This is a genomic window from Maribacter sp., assembly GCF_016744255.1.
Taxonomy (GTDB): domain Bacteria; phylum Bacteroidota; class Bacteroidia; order Flavobacteriales; family Flavobacteriaceae; genus Maribacter_B.
On the sequence record NZ_JADGES010000161.1, the window covers coordinates 1 to 4,128 of the forward strand.

Annotated in this window: 4 protein-coding genes and 1 pseudogene; 1 reads left to right on the forward strand and 4 read right to left on the reverse strand. The window is 31.6% G+C overall.

Annotated features, from left to right (window positions below; genetic code table 11):
• From QZZ51_RS16255 to QZZ51_RS16270, 4 genes and pseudogenes are all read right to left on the reverse strand, one after another.
• Window positions 1-1,057: pseudogene (locus QZZ51_RS16255) on the reverse strand (hypothetical protein); the annotation flags it as partial.
• 351 nt (window positions 1,058-1,408) lie between these two features.
• Window positions 1,409-1,807, reverse strand: a complete 399-nt coding sequence (locus QZZ51_RS16260) for a hypothetical protein (RefSeq protein WP_291871603.1) — start codon at window positions 1,805-1,807, stop codon at window positions 1,409-1,411.
• Window positions 1,808-1,890: 83 nt separating this feature from the next.
• The gene (locus tag QZZ51_RS16265) at window positions 1,891-2,556 is read right to left on the reverse strand and encodes a hypothetical protein (protein WP_291871605.1); all 666 of its coding nucleotides are present in this window, start codon (window positions 2,554-2,556) and stop codon (window positions 1,891-1,893) included.
• A gap of 7 nt (window positions 2,557-2,563) precedes the next feature.
• Complete coding sequence (locus QZZ51_RS16270; RefSeq protein ID WP_291871607.1) at window positions 2,564-2,902, reverse strand: PadR family transcriptional regulator; 339 nt, start codon at window positions 2,900-2,902, stop codon at window positions 2,564-2,566.
• A gap of 166 nt (window positions 2,903-3,068) precedes the next feature.
• Between QZZ51_RS16270 and QZZ51_RS16275 the strand changes: the two genes are divergently transcribed.
• On the forward strand, window positions 3,069-4,124 hold the full coding sequence (locus QZZ51_RS16275) for a ferredoxin--NADP reductase (RefSeq protein ID WP_291871609.1): 1,056 nt from the start codon (window positions 3,069-3,071) through the stop codon (window positions 4,122-4,124).
• The last annotated feature ends 4 nt before the right edge of the window (window positions 4,125-4,128 follow it).

Sequence of the window (4,128 nt, forward strand, 5' to 3'; positions counted from 1 at the left end):
CCAAATTCTCATAATTCAACGCATTCAACTTAGGCTTATTCTCTGTTTTTCGAAGCGATTTATTAAAATAAACAATAGCCAAACTATCCGATTCGGTTTGTAAATGGTATTCTGCAATCTGACGGTAAATTTTATCTAAGAAAGGTCTGTTCTCTCTACTCTCTTCTAAATCGGTTAAATATTCTAATAATTCTTCTTTATTCTCGCCAGTTAATTCGGTATTTCTAATTTTTTGTAGATGCGCATTAATCATATACACTCTTGGCGATTTTCTATTTAAATCTATAATCTTATCAAAAGCGTAGTTGGCACTATCTTTATGCCCTATTTGGTTATACAACTGACCAATAATATAGTAGTATCTTCCTTTTTCGGGATTTTTTTTGGTGTAATGCGATGCTATTTTTAATTGCTGAATGGCAGTGTCTGGAGCATTTAAATTTATATACGCTTGGGCCATCATAGATCGAGCATCTGCATATTCTTGATCTTCTAACCTATCATATTTCATTAAGTTTTTTAAATTCTTAATGGCAAGGTCTTCATTCTCTAATCTAATATTTACTTTTTCTCTCCAAATACGAGCTTCGCTAAGTTTATCGCTAGCGGGATATTTTTTAAGTATATAATTGAAAGCTTCTAATGATGGAATATAGCGTTCATCAAAATACCGTGCTTTTCCTAAAAGTAAAAATGCTTCATCCGTTTGGGGGTTTCGTTCCACATCTTTAATATCCATGCTATGCTTCTGAATAGCCTTAGTTGCTTTTTCTTCTGCAATTATAAAGTTGGGGTTGTTATCTTCGGAGTCTAACTTAATTTCACCGCTTACCTCTAAACGTTCTACAGGTAAAATCTCCCAATAGTCGTCTTGGTAATTAGCATTTAAAGTTTCTCTGCCTTCATCAAAAGCAATATTACCATTATATAGCGTATTGTATTTGGTGTTTAAGGCATGCCAATTTCTGTTGAGAAAGGCATCTTTTTTCGTGGAACAAGAGTTAAATCCTATCCCAGCGATGATTGCTGTAAGTATAAATTTATGTTGAAGCTTCAAGATTATCTGTATTCGTACCTAACTTAAACAGAAAAACAACCCGATTATTATACCGTTGGTCGGTAAAATGCACTTTATTTTATTTGAATGGGTTGCTTTCCAAAGGTTAAGATAAGAAATGTGCTATACCATTTTATTTTCTAGATAAGTTTTTGCTAATAATTCTTCGGCTTTTTGGGTAGCAATTTTAACAATTATATACCCAAAAAGTAAGATACAAACAAGTACAACGGCTATTACAAAGTCCGCATAAAAATTAGGTCCTTCTACAATAGAATTTATACTTAACAAACGAGAGATAAGTAATAATATTAAGTTGAATGCATTAAAAGAATTACCTAAAATATTTATCTAATCCTTTAACATCCACATTTTAGTGTTTGTTGCCACTGTCATTCTATCTTGATACTTGTTTCTAAGTAAAAAACACAGCAAAATTGACATTAAAACAGGAGGAATCCAATTAATAATTTCTGCTTTAGAACCCGTAGGCATATTCCAAAACAATAGTGCCAAAACTACAATAGCACTACTCGTTGCCAGTATTTTAGGAAAACTGAAATAAGATTTAAAAAAACCAAAAATAATTTTCCAATATTTAATAGACATAACTTTGCGTCTTTTTTCTATAACATCTGCAAAACTATGAACCCCAAATTTTCTAAATTCTAAAAGCAATGCTTGTTTAAAAGTTGTGCCTGGGTTTTCTGTAAGCCGTAACTCTATACCATTAGCTAAATGATCTACCAACTCTGTTTGTAGATCGTAATGTTCTACATAATGTTTTATAGTGAATGCGTATAGTTTTTGTATTTGTTCTGGAGTTAGTTACATTACTTTACTAATTTTTGTTTTACAATAGTAAAATGCTTTTTATAAATTTTAAAGAAGTAATAATAACATACTAATAAAGATACTGGAAAGAACATTTCCCAAAATTCCATATCAGATCCAAAATATTGTTTGTTATTAAATAAACCTTGTATCAGAGTAAAATTCAATATCAAATAACCACTACCTTGAGTTTTATAGAAATATTGGTAGGTTGTTTTTACATTAGATATTCTAATTTTATACAAGCCCCCTAGAGAAACTAAAATTGGAATCCCTAAAATAATTCCAATTGATCTATCTAAATTTTCATTAAAAAAATGATCGGGAATATATTTAAAAATATTTACTAAAATTAATGTAACAAAAACACCTATAAAAAAAGCTTTTAAGTACAATTCTTTAACCATATTAATGCTCCTCTTCATCATCATCTTTGGCCCCACAAAAACCCAACCTAACCAAAAGGAAGAATAACTCTTAAGCTCCGGTTTCCATTTTTCTCGTGCTGCATTAAAGGCATCTTCATACGAAATACCTTCTTCCATAGAAGATTCTATACTATTTGCCATATGATCTAGCACCTCATACCTAAGGTCTATTTGCTTTAATTCATGGTAATTTAAATACCTTTCTATATCTAGAATTTGTTTTTCTGTTAATGCCATAAAATCTCTATTGTATACTCCAATTAGGGTTTACTAAATTTTGCATACTACGTATAAACTCTTCTAGTTCTGCCAAACGGTTTACGGTTTCTTTTTCACCGGCCTCTGTTAGTTTATAATATTTACGCAACCTATTGTCCACTTTTGCTACCTCCACATCTAACAAACCCTCTGCCTCTAATTTGTGTAATGCAGGATAAAGAGCACCTTCTGTTATGTTAAGTTCCCCTTTAGTTAGTGCTTTTACTTTTTGCGTAATCTCATAACCATACATTTTTCCTTGTTCTTCTAATAGCTTTAGAATAATCGTATTTAAACTACCTTTATACAATTTTGAGTTTCCCATTTTCTCATCCTAACCTTCCTAAAGAGAAGGCGTTTTTAAATTAAGTGCCCCCTCAAATATATACATAAGATTATTATGCATAATAATCTTATGTATATATTTTTAACTTTCTACTTCAGTAAACTCCCTGCTTTGCTTAATTTTGCATTATTATAAAACGTATAGCATGGCTCATTTTCATTCCCTTACCGTAAAACAAATAAAATCTCTTACTCCTAGTTCTGTAGCAATAACCTTTAGCGTTCCTAAAGACCTTTTGCAGACTTTTCATTTTGTGCCAGGACAATACATTACTATAAAAAAAGAGATAAAAGGAAAAGAATTACGTAGAGCTTATTCCATAAGTTCTTCTCCAAAAAGTGACTCTATTACTATAGGTATTAAAAAAGTAGATGCCGGCGGGTTCTCCGATTATGCAAATACCAAACTTAAAGAAGGGGATGTTTTAGAAGTTATGCCTCCAGAAGGGCGTTTTGTTTTTAATGCTACTTCTTCTGTAAAAAATATTGCGGCTATTGCTGCAGGTAGTGGTATTACTCCTATTATGAGTATTGCTAAAACGGTATTAGATAGTAATGCAGATAGTAAATTTGTTCTGGTTTACGGTAACAAATCGTACAAAGAAACTATGTTTTATACCGATTTAATGAAATTACAGTTAGAATATGCCAACAGATTCTTTGTGTATTTTACCAATAGCCAAACCAAAGAAGAAAACTCTCTTTTTGGAAGAATTGATGTTTCTACCATAAACTATGCCTTAAAAAATAAGCATAAAGATGTCTCTTTTGACGACTATTACCTTTGCGGACCAGAGTCTTTAATTACTTTAGCAAGCAACACTTTAGAGGAAAACGAAGTTCCTAAAGATAAAATTCATTTTGAACTTTTTACTAGTACAGAAATTAAAGAAGAACTTCCTATATCTACAGATGCAAATGGTAAAACCCAAGTAACTGTGGTTGTCGATGATGAAGAATTTTCTTTAGCTATGAACAAGTCCGAGATTGTTTTAGATGCCATTCTTAAAGAAAATATTGATGCTCCTTACTCTTGCCAAGGCGGTGTATGTAGTAGCTGTATTGCTCGTGTTACAGAAGGAAAGGCTGAAATGGTAAAGAATCAGATTTTAACAGATGGCGAAATTGAAGAAGGATTAATTCTTGCTTGCCAAGCACACCCAACGACACCTACTTTAAAGATTGATTTTGATGATGTTTAAAAAC